Genomic DNA, 18582 nt, shown 5'->3' with positions numbered 1-18582 from the left:
TACATCAAATTACTTTACTTCAACCCAACCATTTTTAATCGCTGTTACGACCGCTTGAGTGCGATCATTTACTGCCATTTTTTGTAGAATACTAGACACGTGGTTTTTGACGGTCTTCTCGGAGATGAAAAGCGTCTCCCCGATTGTCCGGTTACTTTGTCCATCCGTCAACAGTTGTAATACTTCACACTCACGTTTAGTAAGTAAATGGAACGGGCGACGGATATCATTTTGCTGGAAGGATCCCTTATGCTCACGTTCGCTCAATCTTCGATATTCTGTAACAAGGTTATGCGTCACTTTTGGATGAAGGTACGAACCACCTAGCGCAACGACTTTAATCGCTTGGATGATTGCATCCGCATCCATCTCTTTTAACATATAACCGAGTGCACCTGTTTTAAGTGCATGTGATACATATGATTCATCGTCGTGAATTGACAACATAATTACTTTCGCTTTGGGATATTCTTTGATGAGGTTTTCAGTTGCATCGACACCATTCATATGAGGCATGTTAATGTCCATAAGAACCACGTCCGGTTCGCACTGTTGATAAAGCTCATTCACTTCGCTACCATCGCCGCCCTCAGCCACAACTTCAAAAGAATCTTCAAAATCAAGGATTCTCTTTACCCCTTCACGGAATAGTTGGTGATCATCTACAATTAATATTTTCGTCATAGTCATTTCCTCCCCTAACATCTAGTCGTCGATTATTTCACTCTGGAGTGGAATCTGGATATAAATTATCGTACCATTTCCAGGCGTTGAGGTGATTGTTATATCCCCTTTTAACAAATCAATTCGTTCACGCATTCCTATTAAACCGAATGACTTATCTCTTACTTCATTTTGATTGAATCCTTGTCCATCATCTTTTATGATAATATTCATTATATCGCGATGCCATTCAGTTTTCACCCAAACGTCCTTCGCCTTTGCATGTTTTAAGGCATTTGAAACGGATTCTTGCACTAGCCGAAAGACTGATACTTCAAAATCCGTTTTAAAACGTTGCTCGTTTCCACTATTTTGAAAGTGAATGGTGGTCCCCTTTTCATACTCTCCTATTGTCGACAAGTACTTTTTCAATGTTGGAATTAAACCCAAATCGTCAAGTGCCATAGGACGCAAATTATATATGATACGGCGAACTTCATAAAGTGCATTTCTTACCATCTCTTTAAGATCTTTAAGTTCATTAAATGCAGGTACAGGGCCTTGTTCTTCATATACCTTCTCAATCAACCCAGAACGGATTAACACATTTGCTAGCATTTGTGCTGGTCCATCGTGGATATCACGGGAAAGCCTTTTTCGCTCCTCTTCCTGTGCCTGGATAATTCTGATGCCAAACCCCTGTTTGTGTCTGGCCGTTTCCAGCGCTTCGCCTACGTTTTTTAAATCAGATGTCAAATAATTAATAACGGTTGCGACTTGATTGACAAGATGATCGGCTCTTTCAATGGTATCAAGCAGCGCAAGAAGACGTCGATCCAAATCGTCCCGACGAGCACGCAGCTGTTTCTCCTCCATCCGGTTGACCGATAGCCGAACGAGTAAATCATTCGCAACTTCGTAAGATTCCTTCACCTGCTCTTCTGAAAACTTCATGAAGTCCTTCGACACATCAGCAAGACGCCGGCGTGAATGGCGGGTCATACCTTCCAAATAATCACCTTCAGTTATTACCCGGGAAATATCACTCTTGACCGCTGTGAGCTCACTTTGCATATCTTCAAAGCTTTGACGGCTTTGTTCACTTATAATGAAGATATCATTCTTTGAGTGATCCATTGCACGCACCATATTATCAAAAATAGCTTCGAGCGTTTTGATATCGATTATATTCTCCTTCAAAAAGTTCCCTCCCGCTTTCAGCTTAGAAAATTACATATATACTAAAGTGGAGTGTTGTAGAATTGATATTTCCCAAACATCTCTCACTTATTATAGCATCATAAGACCCAGTGAATATTAAGATTGTATTACAAGTGATGGAGGTGCCGCAAATGCGAGCAGATTATTACACAGTTAAAAACTACGGAGAGAGTGAATTATTGATTCAAAAGTCAAAGTTTATTACCTATGTGAAACGTGTGGAAACAGAGGATGAGGCCTTAGACTTCATTCAAGAAATTAAACGTACACATCATAATGCCTCCCATAATTGTTCAGCGTATATGATTGGTGAACACAATAATGTACAAAAGGCGAATGACGACGGCGAACCGTCTGGAACAGCGGGAGTACCCATTCTTGAAGTGTTGAAAAAGCAAGGTCTTCAAGATACCGTTATTGTCGTGACACGCTATTTCGGGGGTATCAAGTTAGGTGGAGGTGGATTGATACGCGCTTATGGCCGCGCAACAACAGAAGGCATTACAGCAACAGGTACGGTCGAAAGGAAACTCCATTCTGTCATGAAAGTTACAATCGATTATACCTGGCTAGGAAAAGTTGAGCATGAAGTAAGGCAATCGACATATCCCTTAAATGAAGTTTCTTACGATGAATCTGTGAATCTCTTCATACACGTTCCAGCTATGGAAACGGAGACATTCACTTTCTGGATGACTGAATTGACGAACGGACAGGCAGAAATCGTGTCGACCTCTAGCGTTTTTGTAGAATTCGACATTTGATATAGTATACCTTTGGCAGAAAAGATAGTATAATAGGATGGATTGAAGTGATTTATATACTGAACTCTTTTATCCTGTCGTACCGTCTGTATCCATTGACAGCAATTCGTCACTTAAATGATCAGCTATGACGAAGGATATTTTCACATAGCCGATGCCGGAGGAACTTTGAATGAAAAGAAAAGACTATAAAAAACAGAAGAAATCGTCACGCAAAAGCCTTGCCTTAAAAGTTTCTCTCCTTCTTACACTTTCTATTTTCCTAGTTGTTGCAGCATATGCCGTTTCACTGCAAAAAAAGGCTGTTGACGCTGCGGATCGTGCATATGAAGTCATTCCTGACCGTCCCAAATCCGATATACGTGAAGCGAAAGTTGAACCAGCAACCGACAATGTTTCCGTTTTATTCATTGGAGTCGATGATAGTGAAGCTCGCGACCAAGGCGACAGCAACAGCCGTTCAGATGCTCTTCTGTTCGCTACGTTGAATCCAAAGAAAAAATCTATGAAACTCGTTAGTATACCACGAGATTCATACGTTTATATCCCTGAAGTCGGATACAGGGATAAAATCACTCATGCCCATGCATTTGGCGGAACTCGTGCAACGATTGAATCGGTTGAAGAACTGTTCGAAGCACCTGTCGATTACTACGTGAAAATGAATTTCAATGCATTCATTGATGTCGTTGATGCGATTGGCGGAATCGAAGCAGAAGTTCCCTATGACCGAATTGAAAAAGATGAAAACGATAATAATACGATTCAACTTGTCAAAGGACTTCAACACTTAGATGGCAAGCACGCCCTTGCACTTGCCCGGACACGTAAACTCGATTCTGATGTCGAACGTGGAAAACGGCAGCAAATGATTTTACAAGCCATTATGGAAAAAGCGACTTCTGTCAAATCAGTTACGAAGTACGGTGATGTGATTGACGCGGTAGGCGACAATATGAAAACGGACATGACCTTTGATGAAATGAAATCGTTCCTGGAATACGTTAAAGGCGGTATGCCACAAGTGGACACGCTCAGCTTAACAGGCTATGACGACATGTCGACAGGTATCTATTACTGGAAGCTTGATGAGATGGATTTATCAGATGTGAAAGGCATCTTACAATCACATCTTGGAATCATTCCAGACTCTTCCAACCTGACCGACGGCAGTTCTACCCTGACCGGCAAGAAAAATGAAGCATTAGGAGATACGCTTTCTAATTGATCGCAATCCAGACGCAAATCACTTACACAATTTCACAAGTTCCAAAGATACAAAAAGAGCTGGGCTGCAAATGCGCCCGGCTCTTTCTCATGTCTATACATAATTTATAAACAGAAGACCATACTACCCTAGTAAAAAAGGGGATGGCCTATTTACCTTTTGATTGTTTCGTTTTAACTGCCTAGATGTTTCGTCGTTACTTCCCAATCATCCGTACAAGATTCAACAATGGACGGTAATTTGAACCGGCAAGTCCGATAATTTCAACTAACAATTCAATCGCGATAAGCATAACGACGATGAGCATGATTGCTCCCCATACGGTTGCTTGCGAGAACAACACAGCAGCAACTCCGAAAAGAATCGCTAGTGCGTAAATAATCAACACTGTCTGCCTGTGTGAAAAACCTGAACGCAATAGGCAATGATGTAAATGTGATTTATCCGGGGCTGTAATCGACTGTTTCATTCGTATCCGTCTGACAATCGCAAAGAATGTATCAGAGATTGGAATGCCCAGTATAATAACTGGAATAATCAACGCAACAACAGCTACGTTTTTGAAACCTAGCAAGGCAAGAACCGAAATCATAAATCCTAGGAATAAAGATCCGGTGTCTCCCATAAATATTTTTGCTGGATGGAAATTATAAAATAGGAAACCTAATGAGCTTGCTGCAAGAATTGCAGCTGTTGCAACAACAAATACATTTCCCATTATCATTGCCATAACCGCAATTGCAATAAGTGCAATGGTTGAGACGCCTGCTGCAAGTCCGTCCAATCCATCTATCAGGTTAATGGCATTTGTAATACCTATGATCCATATAATTGTAATCGGAATGCTCAAGTAGCCAAAATCGAATTGGCCGATGAATGGTAAATTGACAAATTCAATTTGGAGACCGCCCCAAGCGACTACAACAATGGCCGCAGCCAGTTGCCCCGCAAGTTTTGCCTTCGCGGTAATTTCAAGCATATCGTCAAGAAATCCCACCACGATAATTATAAGGGCACCAATAAGAATTCCGGTGGCATGTTCATCTTTTGGAAGCAATATGGCATAACCAATTAAGAAGGCACCAAATATCGCAAGTCCGCCGATACGCGGCATAACGGATGCGTGTACTTTGCGATAGTTCGGGCGATCGACTGCACCGATACGGAATGCCAATTTAATGACGAGCGGAGTAAGTATGATGGATGCTATAAGAGCAGCAGCCATTGCAAGGAATAACATGTCCTTCCTCCCTAAGTAAATCAATAGTTTATCAAATCAAGAGTATTATAGCATATTAAAATAAGTAAAGCACTTTCCTAGAGAACTCTTTGCATTCTGCACTTTCTGTTTCTCACTTATCATACCCTCTTCAACCTTGCCTATCCCAAGATTCTCTTCCTTATATATGTAGATTTTAGCTTAAGGTAGTTATTTACCTTTCTATTTGTTAAAATAGGGATGGGTCTTATAAAGGGACCAAGATAAAGGAGCGTTCATTTCATGCTATCAATATTTAAACGTTCAAATCAAACGAACGATCGACAACTTCGCAAATACAGGAAAATTGTCCAGCAAATAAATAAATTAGAAGCTACATATGAAACGATGTCAGATGAACAACTGGCATCTATGTCAGATAAATTCAAAGAACGTATCCAATCAGGTGAGAAAATCCCTACTATCATACCGGATGCATTTGCTGTTGTCCGTGAAGCATCGAAACGGGTTCTTGGTATGCGTCATTTCGACGTACAGCTTATCGGAGGACTTGTACTCACTGAAGGTAATATCGCAGAAATGCCAACGGGCGAAGGTAAAACACTTGTCGCTTCCCTACCATCGTATGTTCGCGCACTTGAAGGAAAAGGCGTTCACGTTATTACAGTGAATGATTACCTTGCAAAACGTGACTACGATCAAATTGGTCAAATTCATAGGTTTCTCGGACTTTCTGTCGGTCTCAATGTCCCGATGATGCAAGGCCCTGCAAAACAGGCAGCTTATAACGCAGACATCACGTATGGTGTCGGAACTGAATTCGGTTTTGATTACCTACGTGATAATATGGCGCAGCAAGTATCACAGCAAGTTCAACGTCCATATCATTTCGCCATCATTGACGAAGTGGACAGCATCCTTGTTGATGAAGCAAAAACACCGCTTATTGTTGCTGGTAAAATGCAGGCTGATGCAGATCTTCATTACATAGCAGCACGTCTTGCCAAACGCTTTGAGAAAGGCGTAGACTTTGATTTTGACGATGAAACAAAAGCAAGTTCCCTAACCGAAGATGGAATCACTAAAGTTGAAAAAGCGTTCGGTGTCGATAATTTATACGAACTGGAGCACCAAACCCTTTATCATTACATGATTCAAGCATTACGCGCACGCGTGATTTTCAATCGCGATGTGGATTATATCGTGCGGGATCAAAAAATTGAGCTTGTTGATATGTTCACAGGGCGAATTATGGAAGGGCGAACTCTTTCCGATGGTCTCCATCAGGCAATCGAGGCGAAAGAAGGATTGCCCGTTACTGAGGAAAATAAAGCACAAGCCCAAATTACAATTCAAAACTATTTCCGTATGTACAATGAGCTTTGCGGCATGACCGGTACAGCGAAAACACAAGAAAAAGAATTCCGTGAAGTGTACGGCATGGACGTCATTCAGATTCCGACAAACCGCCCGCGCGCACGTATTGATTCACCTGACCAAGTATATGAAACTATTGATCATAAATATAAAGCAATGGCAAAAGAAGTATCCGAACGCAATAAAAAAGGACAACCTGTTCTCGTAGGTACAACTTCTATTTTACAATCGGAAAAAGTTGTCCAATATTTGGACGAATATAAACTTAAATACAACTTACTGAACGCCAAAAGTGTTGAGCAGGAAGTGGATCTCATTTCCAAAGCGGGCCAACTCAACCAAATTACAGTCGCGACAAATATGGCGGGTCGCGGTACTGATATCGTACTTGGCGAAGGTGTCGAAGAAATCGGCGGACTTTTCGTACTAGGCACAGAAAAGCATGAAAGCCGTCGTATCGACAATCAGCTTCGCGGTCGTTCCGGGCGACAAGGAGACCATGGCGAAAGCCGTTTCTTCCTATCTCTTGAAGACGATATGTTTAAGCGATTCGCAAAAGAAGAGCTTGAGAAGTTTACTAAGAAGGTAACAACGGATGCTGATGGCCTTGTACAGAATTCTGAAGTCAATGAATTGACAGAGAGAACACAACGCATCGTGGAAGGCGCACATTATTCAATGCGTGAATACAACTTAAAACTCGACGATGTCATTAATGACCAACGTGAAGTCGTTTATACCTTACGTCATAATGTTCTGATAGGGAAAGACATTCAAGAACAATTGAAAACGATGCTTAAAGAAACTGTAGAATTTGTTGTCTTGGATAGTTGCCCAGACCAAGAAACTTCGAACAACTGGGATTACAAGCGGATTGAACGTACGATGGACAGCCTATTATTGGAATCTGTATCGATTCCACGTAAGCTTGAAAAAACATCAGATATTCTGAATCATTATGAAGTGCCACTAGCTGACTTGCTCAGCTTCATCGATTCATTCGAAGATAATGAACGAATCAATCAGATGATTCCGCAAGTAATGCTTTCACATATTGACACAATGTGGGTTAAACACTTAGAAGTTATGACACGTTTAAAAGAAGGTATCGGACTTCGCTCATACGGACAAGAAGACCCTATGCGTATCTACCAACGTGAAGGTCTTGAGCTTTTCGGACGTCATTATCAGAAACTACGTCGCAGCATTGCATCTGAAGTTATTAGCTTTATGAAACTCATTAAAGAACAGGAGGCACAACAATGAAGCTTTTCACTTTTTTCAAGAAAACTGAAAAAACGGGTAAGGATAGCACAATTGGATCCGAAGAAATCATTGACGGTGTCAATGCAACAGTAAATACAGATTTAGTCGAAACAACGCTATCCCTTCACCCTGAATGGAATGTGCCACAGGAGCAGGAATACGTATTCCGTTTTCTATCGAACGAACTTGAACCACTCAAACCGAACCAGATCTCCCTATCAGGAATCGACATCGACGTCGAACCTGCTAACGGCAGCTGGCTCGTTAAAGCCTTCTTCCGTTCTTCCCTGGATCAGCAAATTGCTGTCGGATCAGTTGAATTAATGCTGCTTGATGAAGAAGGAAAAACACTCGCTTCGGACGAATTCGATTTGAAGGAACTCGGCGACATTCCAGCACGCAGTGCAAGACCATGGGTGTTTGTCTTCACAAAAGACAATACATTTACAGAACTTCCACCTAGTGAAAACTGGAAACTGGCATTCAATGTTCAATCGATGGTGCCTCATAAACTAGAGTTGGAACAAGCTTGGGAAGACGGTTTAACGGCAGAACAAAAAGACGGACTTGCAAAAGTCGTTGAAGGGCTTCCAAAACTGAAACCACGCGAAGTGAATATTAGTGGATTCCAAGTGAAGCAACAGGATGATGGCGGTATTGCTGCATCCGTATTTATTCGTAATGGCCACTCAAAGCAAATCAACATTGAGAAACTACCACTAGAATTAATTGATGCAACTGGCGATTTGATTGCCAGCGGTTCATTCGCACTTGACCCACTCTCGGTAAAAGCGAACACTTCAAAACCATGGACGTTCATTTATCCAAAAGAACTAATCCAAAAAGGCGAGCCCGATTTGTCGCGCTGGACGGTTCGCGTACCACAGCAAAACGCGTAAGGTAGCACCTGACACTTAGATATTATTCAGTGTGAAAATATTAAAGTCGACATTTCATTTTCAAACGAAATGTCGGCTTTTTCTATGGTGATTTTTTTACTCGGCTACCCTTTTCAGAGTGCGGATTGTAGAACGCTTGGCGCTTTGGGGATGCCTCTCGCCATGAGCCTAGATTAACGCTTCGCATCTAGTCTCACGGCTTCGGCTACCCCTTTGCCGCGCCTGCGCTGGTGTGTACATTATTGACGGAGTTGTGGTTCGGAGTTCGGAGTGTGGAATGTAGACCGCTTAGCGCTCTGGGGATGCCTCTCGCCATGAGCCTGGATTAGCGCTTCGCATCCAGTCTCAGGGCTTCGCTGGTGTGTTCATTATCGAGAGAGTTTTGATTTTGAGATGTATGGACTGAAATTATAATGTGATTCCTTTTTGATACTAATTTCATTGAAGAAAGACGCACTCCAGGCTGCAGGTCTTATCCCCGATAATGAAATGCGCTTTCCTATATAGAGATCATCTAGCGAAGGCGCGTCTTCGTGGTAGCCGGAGCGATAAGACTGAAAGTGCTCTTCTTTCCGGCTTATCGCGGGAGGCATCCACAAAGCGCAGAAGCGGTATTAGCAGGATTTCTAATTCATTCCCATATTCCCACTCCTTACTCACAATAAAAGACAGCACCAAGCGTCCCCTTTTCAGGTCGCTTGGTGCTGTCTTTTTAGATTTTATTTAACTGAAGCAACTGAATTCACGCCATTGATACGTTTTGCACCAACATAGCGTTTTCCCCAGTAATGAGGATCGTTCAACTTATCAACACGTACCCCTTTTGAACTGGAAGCATGTGAAAATTTACCATTACCTATGTATATACCTACATGTGAAACCCCTTTACCTGACGTATTAAAAAACACTAGGTCTCCAGCAGCTAAATTTGTTTTTTTAACAGTAGTTCCTGATGCGTGCATGCTAGCCGCAGTACGCGAAAGTTTAATATTGTTTTTCTTAAAAACGTACGAAACGTAGCCCGAGCAGTCAAACCCTCTTGTTGTTGTACCGCCGTAGCTGTACTTAACTCCCAAAAGACTTGTAGCCGTTTTTGAAATTGCAGCTGGTTTAGATGAAGCTTCAGCTTGTCCAGCGAAAGGTGCGACGAGTAACAGTAATGACATTGCAATGATTGAAAATGTCTTTTTCATAGTAACTATAAGATTCATATGTTCCCCCAATGAATTAATTTATCTGAAAATACTCTCTAGAACAAGATTACCACGCTTTAAACACTGCTTACATTACAGTTGTGTGACAACAATATTACATAAATCGCAATATAGGACAATATTGAAACATAATAACCTATTATTAGTGTTTATAGGTTTATAAAGAGGGAATTTAGATTAGTAACACTATTCATTAGGAGGCGAGCGCTATGAAACATGAAGATGACTTATCGGATAATCTTAAACACCCCTCACATGAAAATGGAAACGGTTGGTTGGATAATGATCATATTGAAAAGAAAAACTCCGGCAGAAGCTTTATACGCGATCCCTATTTAGACCACGCAGCTGGAGATTACGAACCTCTTCAAGATGATAGTCGTTACCGTCACACCGATAATGTAGAACAAATACCCAAAGAGCGAATAAAGTTTTCCTCTTTACAGCCACACGATAGCCAGATGGAAGAAGACGAACGTTTGCTATCTGAACAAGATAACCGTACAGAGATAATTGAAGAGATTAGGGCTTCTTTCGGCGCATTGGATCATGATCGTCCTTAACATCTTTTCACAATAATAAAACAAAAAGGTGAGTCCCTACTATCTGTAGGGACTCACCTTTTAATTTTCCTCTTATATGTCAAGATCAGTTATAACAATTACATCATCATGACTCAAAAGTTCCGTTATCGGCCACTCAGATGTTCTATTACCTTCAAGCAACTTGCCAATTGCAGCACGTTTCTTTTCGCCGAAAGCGAGCAAAATCAATTTTTTCGCATTTGTAATTGATTTGATACCCATCGTCAATGCTGTTTCAGGAATTTTTTCATCATTTTCAAAGTACTGGCTGTTCACGCCTAATGTCGATTCAGTTAAATGTGCTACATGTGTGACTGAATCAGAAGAAGTTCCGGGTTCATTGAATGCAATATGGCCATTCTCCCCTACGCCAAGCAATTGAATATCAAGCGGATACTTTGTAAATAGAGCTTCGTAGTCTGCGGATTCTTTATCCAAGTCCTCCGCCATTCCATTCGGTATATTTGTTTCTTTGAATTTCTTTTTACTGAAGAGATGTTCATTCATAAAATAAGCATAGCTATTAGGGCTAGATGCTGGGATACCAATATACTCATCCAAATTAAAAGAAACCACATCTGTAAAATCAAGGTCTGATTCCGTCCATTTATCATACACAGGAACCATCGTGCTACCTGTAGCAAGACCGAGTACAGCTAACCGTCCACTGTCAAGTTCCTCTTTAATAATCTTGAAGACATGCTCCGCACCCTGTCCCGGACTATCAACTTTTATGAGTTTTAAATTTTCCATATAGATCATCCAACTTTCGTTATGATTTAGTCCACGCTTAATTGTAATTTCCTTACACATTTAGGTCAACTTTTATGACATGAATAATTCATGAAGTCGACTGCTTTCTATACCCTCACACATTAGCTAGTAAACCATTTATCTAGCCATTACCGCTTATGAATTCATATGAGAATTACGACACATTTATGAATGAAATGTGAAGACTTTGTGAAATAGCAACTATATCGAAAGTCATAGGGTTTTCCCTAATTCCGCTATTAGTAGATTTGACTATGATAAAGGTAAGACGAATTCACTTCGCCGAAAAAGGAGGTGTCACCATTGGGGAAAAGAAATTCAACTCACCAATCCACTACTAGTTTAAAAGGTACATTCATTGCAGTCATGTTGCTGGGTATCTTCATTTTGGTAGCCTGGTTCGGGTTTTATGCACTATTTATGTCTAGATAATTACTTAATTTGGGAGGGTTACATATGCATTTGCATAAATATGAAAAGATTTGGCTCATTTTTGGAATGGCTTCACTTGTTTTATTCTTACTTATTATCGGCTTTGCTGCATTCTGGAAAGGAACGCACCCGCAAAGTCATATCGAAACCATTGATCCACAAAATGTTGAAGCACACGAAGCATTCAAACCTGAAAATCTTGGTATTCGCGAAGTTGCTGATGGAAAATATATCGTTAATATTGTTGCGTCTGCATTCAACTACGATGTTGGCAAAGACAAAGACGGTAACGCTATTAAAACGATTCGCGTACCAAAAGGTTCCACGGTCCTTTATCAAGTTACCACAAAAGACGTTGTCCATGGCTTCCAAGTAGCCGGAACGAATGTCAATATGATGGTTGAACCTGGCCATATAAGCCGGTATGAAACGGTTATGAAAAATACAGGCGAATTCACGGTTGTCTGTAACGAATACTGCGGCATCGGTCACCACCAGATGTTCGGAACTGTGGAGGTGTATGAATAATGGCTAACAATCAATTACTACTTTCTAAAAAAGACTCTCGATTATACATGGCATTCATGTACGTGACGTATATTTCCCTTTTTGTCGGCGGTTTAATGGGATTGCTACAAACACTCGCCCGATCAGGTAAATATAAATTACCTTTCAATATCGATTATTATACAATCCTTACCGTCCATGGCGTCATTCTTGGGCTCGTCCTCACTACATTTTTCATCATCGGATTCCAATTCTCACTAATGGGAAAAACGGTCGGACTTTCGGAAAAGCAGAGGAAATTTGCATGGCTCTCTTTCTGGGTAATGCTAATCGGGACTGTTGTGACAGCAATTACGATTCTAGTTGGTGAAGCATCTGTATTGTATACGTTCTATGCACCACTCAGAGCCCATCCAGCGTTCTATTTCGGTCTTACATTCGTCATTATCGGCAGCTGGATTGCAGCATTCGTCAACTTCCGTCAATTGTATGTCTGGAAAAAAGCGCATAAAGGCGAGAAATCACCATTGCTTGCATTCATGGTTACCATCAACATGCTTATGTGGTTCATCGCTACAATCGGGGTGGCAACATCTGTTATCATCCAGTTCATACCTTGGTCACTCGGTTACGCTGAAACCATCAACGTATTGCTCAGCCGTACTTTGTTCTGGTATTTCGGTCACCCGCTCGTTTATTTCTGGTTGCTTCCTGCTTACATGGCATGGTATGTCATCATTCCCAAAATTATCGGCGGAAAACTATTCAGTGATTCCCTTGCACGACTTGCTTTCATCTTATTACTCATGTTTTCAATTCCAGTAGGCTTCCATCACCAGCTGACAGAGCCAGGTATTGACCCTACATGGAAATTCATTCAAGTTGTACTTACATTCATGGTAGTTATCCCATCACTGATGACAGCTTTCTCGATATTCGCTACATTTGAAATTACAGGTAGGAAGAAAGGCCATAAGAGCCTATTCGGCTGGTTCAAAAAGTTACCTTGGAAAGATGTCCGTTTCCTAGCACCATTCATTGGGATGGCCGCCTTCATACCAGGAGGAGCCGGCGGTATCGTTAACGCTTCTCACCAAATGAATGCACTCGTCCATAATACGATTTGGATTACAGGTCATTTCCATTTAACTGCTGCGACAACAGTCATCCTAACGTTTTTCGGAATTACGTATTGGCTTGTCCCTCATTTAACGGGTAGAAGACTTACACCTAGATTGAACAAACTTGGGATTATCCAAACATTCATCTGGACAATTGGTATGACAATCATGTCAGGTGCTATGCATATTCAAGGATTACTTGGCGGACCTCGCCGTTCAAACTTCTCAGAATATGCAGGTGGCGAACAAATCGCAACTTGGATTAATTACCAAATTGCGCAGGCAGTCGGCGGAACGATTCTTTTCATCGGTATCCTCTTGATGGTTTACATTTTCATCCAGCTTACTTTCTTTGCACCGCGCGGCGTAGAAGAATTCCCGATTGCAGTAGAAGAAGATAATGCGGAGCCTACACCAAAAATTCTTGAAAACTGGTATTTATGGATTGCGATTACAATCGCACTCATCCTTTTCGCTTATACGATTCCAGTCATCGATATTCTAAAACATTCACCACCAGGATCACCGCCATTCGATTGGCCAATCGGCAGAGGTTAATATAAAAACAGCTTTGATATCTGGTTATGTCCAGAATATCAAGGCTGTTTTTTAACATGTATCATGACAATTTACGGGATCCATTCTAGAAGTATAGTTATTCTCTCGTTTTCAAATATAGCTATAGCTTACTTTAGTGTAATGTTCTATTTAATAGACGATTGTCCGATTTCTCAGCTATAATGTTAGACGGTCAGCTATGTACATAATTTCATCAAGGAGTTGCAAATTACTTGTCTCTACAAAAGAATTTCGTAATCGGCCTGATGCTTTTTGCATTGTTTTTGGGCGCCGGTAATATAATCTTCCCCCCTCTTCTCGGACAAATGGCGGGCGATGAACTTTTCATTGCAATGATTGGTTTCCTAATTACAGGAGTCGGATTGCCGCTCATCGCAATTCTTGCAATCGCCAATGCTGGAGGCGGCTTAGAAACCATTGCAAGCCGGGTACATCCATACTTTGGAATCACTTTCACAATGATTGTTTATATGGCGATTGGTCCATTTTTCGGTATTCCTAGAACTGCAACTGTGTCCTATGAAATCGGGATTGTTCCATTTTTGCCCGATAGCATTTCAAATGCACAGTGGCCACTCGCTTTGTTTACAATTGTATTCTTTGCCATCACTGTGTCGCTTGCATTGAATCCTGCAAAACTTGTCGATCGTATCGGAAAAGTGCTAACGCCTATCCTCTTCTTAGTCATTGGTGCGCTTGCCGTGAAAAGTATTGTTTCCCCTATGGGTGAAATTAAGCAGCCGCAAGGCGATTACGCATCGCATCCATTTTTCCGCAGCTTTGTTGAAGGGTATTTGACGATGGATGTCATCGCGGCTCTCGTATTTGGTATCGTTGTGATAAATGCACTTAAAGCTGAAGGTGTAACATCAAGACAGGCCGTTATGAAAGCGATGGTTTTCGCAGGACTTGTTGCAGCAATCGGACTTGCAGTCGTCTACATTTCACTAGGGTTTATCGGTGCAACTAGCGTAAGTGTTGTCGGGATACAGAATAATGGAGGCGCAGTTCTTGCTCTCGCATCGACTGTTTTGTACGGATCCTTTGGAACAACTGTCCTCGCATTGACAATCATTTTTGCCTGTTTAACAACATCAATTGGCCTCGTTTCAGCATGTGCACAATATTTTGAACAGGCATTTCCGCGTAATTCTTATAAAACTTATGTTTTCATTTTCGCGGGATTCAGTACGATTATCTCAAACTTCGGCTTGACACAGCTGATTTCAATTTCAATTCCAGTCTTGCTAATGATTTACCCGTTAGCTATCGTTCTTATGCTCATGTCATTCGTCGACAAATCATTCGGTAGAAAGCCGATTGTTTATATATTAGCGTTAATCGCAACCGCTGGTGTCAGTATCTTCGATGGATTGAAAGGTGCTGGGATAGATATTAAACCAGTCAATGATATTCTCGCCTATCTCCCGCTTTATGAACAGCAGATTGGTTGGCTTGTACCCGCGATTGTCGGAGCACTTATTGGAGTCGTATTCAGTTCGTTGTTTAAAAAACGCATTTAGTTGTCAGAAATTTCAACGTTCCTTTTCAAATGTTGATGCAATCAATCGATATTCATCAACACTGAATTCTGATGAGATGCCGATGGTGGCTATTTGGCAAAAGTCGGCGAGCGATTAAATGATGAACCGGGCCCTATTGATGACTTGAATAACACTTATTCATTTACTCTTTCGGGTGATGATGGCGGACTATTCGGTTGGAAGTCCCTAGCAACTTTTATCTTCGTAGGGAATGCGGATGTAGCCACCAAATCATACACAGTCAAACCCGGCGATACGACTCGACACAATCGGCATGCATACCAATTCATTTAATGTGGACAAACCCGTACCAAGAGATATAGTATTTTTCGGGAGCGGTATCTCACATGCGGGGATTTATTTGGGCGATGGGAACTTTATCCACGCTGCTTCGCAATAGGTTGAGATTTCTTCAATTGATTCGGGCTACTGGAAAGCTAAATTCACCGGTTTCAAACGTTTTAATCAGCTTAATTAACACATACAGCCATCCCTACTTCGGGCTGGCCACTTCTGAAATAGCATCCCATTTTTCTATTTTATTGTTTATCCCTGCTCCTATCTTCATCAAGACTGAGTGGGAATGAAGCTACATGTGTGCCTATCCAGCGATGGAGTGTCTATCATTGATAGAGTTGCAATTCGGAATGTGGATTAAAGATCGCTTGACGCTCTGGGGATGCCTCTCGCCATGAGCCTGGATTAACGCTACGCATCCAGTCTCATGGCTTCGGCTACCCCTTTGCCGCGCCTGCGCTGGAGTGTTCCATTATTGAAAGTTTTTTTGAGATGTATGCACTGAGATTATAATGTGATTACTATTTGATACTAATTTCATTGAAGAAGGGCACACTAAAGGATGCAGGGCTAATCCACAATAATGAAGTGAGCTTTCTTAAATAGACCATCCAGCGAAAGCGCGACTTCGTGATAGCCGGAGCGATAAGACGGAAAGTGGTCTTCTTTCTGGCTTATCGCGGGAGGCATCCACAAAGCGCTGAAGCGGTACTAGTAGGAATACTTATTCATTCCATCTATTGATACTGTTGTTAAATATATTCTCCCTATTTATGGAACTGCAGATTGCAGATTTTATCCATGACAATGAAATGCGCTCTCTTAAATAGACCATCCAGCGAAAGCGCGACTTCGTGGTAGCCGGGGCGATAAGACGGAAAGTGGTCTTCTTTCTGGCTTATCGCGGGAGGCATCCACAAAGCGCTGAAGCGGTATTAGCACAACCTCTGATTTATTCTATATATTGATAGTTTTGTTAAAAACATTCTCTCGATTTATCACACTATAGGTTAATCTCATACCCGAATAACGAAATGTGCTTTCTAAAATAGACCATCCAGCGAAAGCACGTCTTCGTGGTAGCCAAAGCGGACCAGCACGATCTCTAATTCATCCTTCCCTCCTTATTAAAACGCACCAACATCCGGGACACCCCCTTGTAACTGCACGATTTGTAATATATAGTTAAATAGGAAGCTATTCTACTAAGTCACTGAAAGAAGTGATTCGAATGTTTAAAGACAACCGATATCTTGATTACAGCGGAGCTGGATTCCGCAAAGACTTAATTGCAGGTATCACTGTTGGTATTGTAGCCATTCCGCTCGGGATGGCTTTTGCAATTGCATCAGGTGTCAAACCGGAATACGGATTATATACAACCATTATTGCGGGTCTCCTCGTCGCATTATTAGGAGGATCACGTTTCCAAATTGCTGGACCTACAGGAGCTTTCATCCCAATACTGCTTGCAATTGTTCTCCAATATGGTTATGAGGATTTGCTTATCGCAGGATTTCTAGCAGGTATATTCCTCGTCATTATGAGTTTCATTGGAATCAGTAATCTAATCCACTTCGTCCCGCGGTCTGTCACAATCGGCTTCACCGCTGGAATCGCCGTTATCATCTTTACCGGTCAATTAGGTAATTTTTTCGGAATCACCGGGTTGGAAAAAAGAGAGTTTTTCCATGAAAACATGATTGACCTCTTCAATCAGTTTTACACGGTTAACATCTTCAGTATAGTTACAGCCATAATCGGACTTATCATAATCTTCATCTTGCCAAAAGTAGCCCCTCGTGTTCCGTTACTGCTTATCGCATTACTAATTCCGACCCTCATTTCTATCTTCTTGTTCCCTGGTAAAGTTGAAACCATCGGGACTGCATTTGGCGGTATTTCGCGTGCGCTACCTAGCTTCAATTTTCCGCAAATCACACTAACAAAATTAGTAAACCTGTGGCAGCCTGCCCTCATTATTGCGGCACTTGGTGCAATTGAGTCATTATTGTCTGCTGTCGTTGCGGATGGAATGAAACCAGGAGTAAAACATGATTCGAAACGCGAGTTATTCGGTCAGGGAATCGCCAATATCATTACACCCTTGTTCGGAGGTATCCCGGCAACAGGAGCCATTGCCCGCACAGCCACGAACATTCGATCAGGAGCAGTCAGTCCAATATCAGGTGTCGTACAAAGTGTTTTCGTCCTAGTATTCCTACTCCTCCTTGCGCCGTATGCATCCTACATTCCGCTAGCGGCAATGGCACCGATTCTTATGTATGTCGCTTGGAATATGAGCGCACGCAAATCATTCGTCCATATTTTGTCTATACGTACAGGAGATTCAATCGTTTTACTAACAACGTTTCTTCTGACGATTTTCATCGAATTGACAGTTGCAGTTCAGGTTGGTATTTTGCTTGCTGCTCTTTCATTCTTACGTAAAATGAGTGGTAAACTCGACATGAAGGAAGCGAAACCATCTGAAGTAGAAATGATTAAGTTTGGCGACGAGGATACTGTTACATTAGCAAAATATATTGTGGATGGCCCTATTTTCTTCGGTACTGCAAAAGTATTTGAAGACAAATACCCCGCTATCTTGCTAACGGGTGCTAAGAAAATCATTCTCGATGTGGAACACCTCTCTGTCATAGACGCGACAGGAGAAGCAGCCCTCTTTGCACTGCTGGATCATGCAGAAAAAGCAGGTATCCAAATAATTATCAAACGGTTGCCTAAAGAGAAATTATCTCTTTTCAAAAAGAGCGGACTGTATGAGAAGATTGGCGAAGATAATTTTTTCATGTAGAATAATCAACCCGTAAAATGCAATTTTTTAAAACCTGTACATCTACCTACATTAAAAAGACGACATTTCAAACTG

The 18582-nt window shown here is 41.5% G+C and carries 17 protein-coding genes; 12 read left to right on the top strand and 5 right to left on the bottom strand.

Annotation, left to right across the window (positions count from 1 at the left end; translation table 11 throughout):
* Positions 1 to 9 precede the first annotated feature (9 nt).
* Complete coding sequence (locus AC1TO4_RS00360) at positions 10 to 684, bottom strand: response regulator (RefSeq protein ID WP_482102072.1); 675 nt, start codon at positions 682 to 684, stop codon at positions 10 to 12.
* 21 nt (positions 685 to 705) lie between these two features.
* On the bottom strand, positions 706 to 1863 hold the full coding sequence (locus tag AC1TO4_RS00355) for a sensor histidine kinase (protein WP_482103685.1): 1158 nt from the start codon (positions 1861 to 1863) through the stop codon (positions 706 to 708).
* Positions 1864 to 2015: 152 nt separating this feature from the next.
* Between AC1TO4_RS00355 and AC1TO4_RS00350 the strand changes: the two genes are divergently transcribed.
* Positions 2016 to 2648, top strand: coding sequence for a YigZ family protein (locus AC1TO4_RS00350; protein WP_482103684.1), 633 nt, complete (start codon positions 2016 to 2018; stop codon positions 2646 to 2648).
* A 172-nt stretch (positions 2649 to 2820) separates the two neighbouring features.
* On the top strand, positions 2821 to 3876 hold the full coding sequence (locus tag AC1TO4_RS00345) for an LCP family protein (protein WP_482103683.1): 1056 nt from the start codon (positions 2821 to 2823) through the stop codon (positions 3874 to 3876).
* Positions 3877 to 4072: 196 nt separating this feature from the next.
* On the opposite strand, the gene AC1TO4_RS00340 is transcribed toward AC1TO4_RS00345, so the two are convergent.
* A complete protein-coding gene (locus AC1TO4_RS00340) occupies positions 4073 to 5116 on the bottom strand; it encodes a glycosyltransferase family 4 protein (protein ID WP_482102076.1) in 1044 nt (347 codons plus the stop codon).
* 261 nt (positions 5117 to 5377) lie between these two features.
* On the opposite strand from AC1TO4_RS00340, the gene secA2 reads away from it, so the two are divergent.
* Entirely contained in the window at positions 5378 to 7738 is a 2361-nt protein-coding gene (secA2, locus tag AC1TO4_RS00335) for an accessory Sec system translocase SecA2 (protein WP_482103682.1), read from the top strand.
* Entirely contained in the window at positions 7735 to 8637 is a 903-nt protein-coding gene (locus AC1TO4_RS00330; RefSeq protein WP_482103681.1) for an accessory Sec system S-layer assembly protein, read from the top strand. Before secA2 ends, AC1TO4_RS00330 begins: the two co-directional genes overlap by 4 nt.
* Positions 8638 to 9356: 719 nt before the next feature.
* Here AC1TO4_RS00330 and AC1TO4_RS00325 read toward each other — a convergent pair.
* Positions 9357 to 9848 (bottom strand): C40 family peptidase, encoded by a 492-nt coding sequence (locus AC1TO4_RS00325; RefSeq protein ID WP_482103680.1) that lies wholly within the window; start codon positions 9846 to 9848, stop codon positions 9357 to 9359.
* A gap of 212 nt (positions 9849 to 10060) precedes the next feature.
* Between AC1TO4_RS00325 and AC1TO4_RS00320 the strand changes: the two genes are divergently transcribed.
* Positions 10061 to 10414: a hypothetical protein gene (locus AC1TO4_RS00320; RefSeq protein WP_482103679.1), complete on the top strand. Its 354-nt coding sequence runs from the start codon at positions 10061 to 10063 to the stop codon at positions 10412 to 10414.
* 72 nt (positions 10415 to 10486) lie between these two features.
* Here the strand turns inward: AC1TO4_RS00320 and AC1TO4_RS00315 are convergent, their stop codons facing one another.
* The gene (locus AC1TO4_RS00315) at positions 10487 to 11188 is read right to left on the bottom strand and encodes a glucosamine-6-phosphate deaminase (RefSeq protein ID WP_482103678.1); all 702 of its coding nucleotides are present in this window, start codon (positions 11186 to 11188) and stop codon (positions 10487 to 10489) included.
* A gap of 324 nt (positions 11189 to 11512) precedes the next feature.
* On the opposite strand from AC1TO4_RS00315, the gene AC1TO4_RS00310 reads away from it, so the two are divergent.
* From AC1TO4_RS00310 to AC1TO4_RS00280, 7 genes are all read left to right on the top strand, one after another.
* The gene (locus AC1TO4_RS00310; protein WP_482102082.1) at positions 11513 to 11641 is read left to right on the top strand and encodes a cytochrome c oxidase subunit 2A; all 129 of its coding nucleotides are present in this window, start codon (positions 11513 to 11515) and stop codon (positions 11639 to 11641) included.
* Positions 11642 to 11665: 24 nt separating this feature from the next.
* A complete protein-coding gene (locus AC1TO4_RS00305) occupies positions 11666 to 12169 on the top strand; it encodes a cytochrome c oxidase subunit II (protein WP_482102083.1) in 504 nt (167 codons plus the stop codon).
* Complete coding sequence (locus AC1TO4_RS00300) at positions 12169 to 13827, top strand: b(o/a)3-type cytochrome-c oxidase subunit 1 (RefSeq protein ID WP_482103677.1); 1659 nt, start codon at positions 12169 to 12171, stop codon at positions 13825 to 13827. The genes AC1TO4_RS00305 and AC1TO4_RS00300 overlap by 1 nt, the downstream gene beginning before the upstream one ends.
* A gap of 233 nt (positions 13828 to 14060) precedes the next feature.
* Entirely contained in the window at positions 14061 to 15371 is a 1311-nt protein-coding gene (gene brnQ, locus AC1TO4_RS00295) for a branched-chain amino acid transport system II carrier protein (RefSeq protein ID WP_482103676.1), read from the top strand.
* A gap of 93 nt (positions 15372 to 15464) precedes the next feature.
* The gene (locus AC1TO4_RS00290; protein WP_482103675.1) at positions 15465 to 15686 is read left to right on the top strand and encodes a hypothetical protein; all 222 of its coding nucleotides are present in this window, start codon (positions 15465 to 15467) and stop codon (positions 15684 to 15686) included.
* On the top strand, positions 15667 to 15792 hold the full coding sequence (locus AC1TO4_RS00285; protein ID WP_482102192.1) for an NlpC/P60 family protein: 126 nt from the start codon (positions 15667 to 15669) through the stop codon (positions 15790 to 15792). The genes AC1TO4_RS00290 and AC1TO4_RS00285 overlap by 20 nt, the downstream gene beginning before the upstream one ends.
* Positions 15793 to 16920: 1128 nt before the next feature.
* Positions 16921 to 18507 carry a SulP family inorganic anion transporter gene (locus AC1TO4_RS00280; RefSeq protein ID WP_482103674.1) on the top strand — a complete coding sequence of 529 codons (1587 nt, stop codon included), beginning with the start codon at positions 16921 to 16923 and terminating at the stop codon, positions 18505 to 18507.
* The last annotated feature ends 75 nt before the right edge of the window (positions 18508 to 18582 follow it).

It is taken from the genome of Sporosarcina sp. Y838 (assembly GCF_056786515.1).
The sequence above is the reverse complement of the archived record's forward strand: the minus strand, read 5'-3'. Positions and strand labels throughout refer to the sequence as shown.

Coding starts and splice junctions, on each gene's coding strand:
- AC1TO4_RS00285 (WP_482102192.1), top strand. CDS start 15,667: ATGCATACCAATTCATTTAATGTGGACAAACCCGTACCAAGAGATATA.
- AC1TO4_RS00330 (WP_482103681.1), top strand. CDS start 7,735: ATGAAGCTTTTCACTTTTTTCAAGAAAACTGAAAAAACGGGTAAGGAT.
- AC1TO4_RS00300 (WP_482103677.1), top strand. CDS start 12,169: ATGGCTAACAATCAATTACTACTTTCTAAAAAAGACTCTCGATTATAC.
- AC1TO4_RS00315 (WP_482103678.1), bottom strand. CDS start 11,188: ATGGAAAATTTAAAACTCATAAAAGTTGATAGTCCGGGACAGGGTGCG.
- AC1TO4_RS00320 (WP_482103679.1), top strand. CDS start 10,061: ATGAAACATGAAGATGACTTATCGGATAATCTTAAACACCCCTCACAT.
- AC1TO4_RS00360 (WP_482102072.1), bottom strand. CDS start 684: ATGACGAAAATATTAATTGTAGATGATCACCAACTATTCCGTGAAGGG.
- AC1TO4_RS00350 (WP_482103684.1), top strand. CDS start 2,016: ATGCGAGCAGATTATTACACAGTTAAAAACTACGGAGAGAGTGAATTA.
- AC1TO4_RS00325 (WP_482103680.1), bottom strand. CDS start 9,848: ATGAATCTTATAGTTACTATGAAAAAGACATTTTCAATCATTGCAATG.
- secA2 (WP_482103682.1), top strand. CDS start 5,378: ATGCTATCAATATTTAAACGTTCAAATCAAACGAACGATCGACAACTT.
- AC1TO4_RS00340 (WP_482102076.1), bottom strand. CDS start 5,116: ATGTTATTCCTTGCAATGGCTGCTGCTCTTATAGCATCCATCATACTT.
- AC1TO4_RS00305 (WP_482102083.1), top strand. CDS start 11,666: ATGCATTTGCATAAATATGAAAAGATTTGGCTCATTTTTGGAATGGCT.
- AC1TO4_RS00345 (WP_482103683.1), top strand. CDS start 2,821: ATGAAAAGAAAAGACTATAAAAAACAGAAGAAATCGTCACGCAAAAGC.
- AC1TO4_RS00280 (WP_482103674.1), top strand. CDS start 16,921: ATGTTTAAAGACAACCGATATCTTGATTACAGCGGAGCTGGATTCCGC.